The organism is Streptomyces sparsus (assembly GCF_054776295.1).
On record NZ_BAAHCA010001375.1, the window covers coordinates 1 to 926 of the forward strand.

Below are 926 nucleotides of genomic sequence, written 5' to 3' on the forward strand. Positions count from 1 at the left end.
CTAGCGACCTGCGCCGTCGCCGTCCCGGGCCCCGCACCGGGACGTTCCGGCCCGGCCGCCCCGGCGATCCGGCCGGACACGTACGAGGAGCAGCAGTGACCACCGAGCCCGGCACCGACCGAGGTGCCCCGACGCCGTCCACCGAGCCCGACCCGCGCCGTCACGGGGAGCCCGACCTGCGCCACCACGGTGACGCCGAGCTGCGGGACGCCGGCTCCGGCCTGACCGACCTGGCGGTGAACGTCCGCGCGGGCACCCCGCCGGAGTGGTTGCGGCGGCACGTCGCCGGTGCGCTGCACGACCTGGCCGCCTATCCGGACGGCCGCGCGGCCCGGCGTGCGGTGGCCGCGCACCACGCGGTGCCCGAGGACCGGGTGCTGCTCACCGCGGGTGCCGCCGAGGCGTTCGTGCTGCTGGCCCGAGGGTTGCGCAGTTCCGCGCCCGCGGTGGTGCACCCCCAGTTCACCGAACCGGAGGCCGCGCTGCGGGACGCGGGGCACGACGTGCGGCGGGTGCTGCTGGAGGCCGCGCGGGAGTTCCGGCTCGACCCGTCGGCGGTGCCTCCGGAGGCCGACCTGGTGGTGGTGGGCAACCCCACCAATCCCACGTCGGTGCTGCACCCGGCGGACACGCTGGCCCGGCTGGCCCGGCCGGGCCGCACGGTGGTGGTGGACGAGGCGTTCATGGACGCGGTCCCGGGTGAGGGCGAGTCCCTGATCGGCCGGATCGGCGAGCTGCCCGGCCGTCTCGTGGTGCTGCGCAGCCTCACCAAGACGTGGGGGCTGGCCGGTCTGCGGATCGGCTACGTGCTGTCCGATCCGCAGACCGTCACCGAGCTCGCCCGGCAGCAGCCGCTGTGGCCGGTCTCCTCACCGGCGCTGGCCGCGGCCGAGGCGTGCTGCACGGCCCGGGCCGCCGCCGAGGCG

Annotated in this window: 1 protein-coding gene; it reads left to right on the plus strand. The window is 77.4% G+C overall.

All coding sequences use genetic code 11. The features are described from left to right. Positions 1-95 precede the first annotated feature (95 nt). On the plus strand, positions 96-926 hold an 831-nt coding region (cobC, locus tag ACYVE9_RS28535; RefSeq protein ID WP_461030779.1), incomplete at its 3' end, for an Rv2231c family pyridoxal phosphate-dependent protein CobC.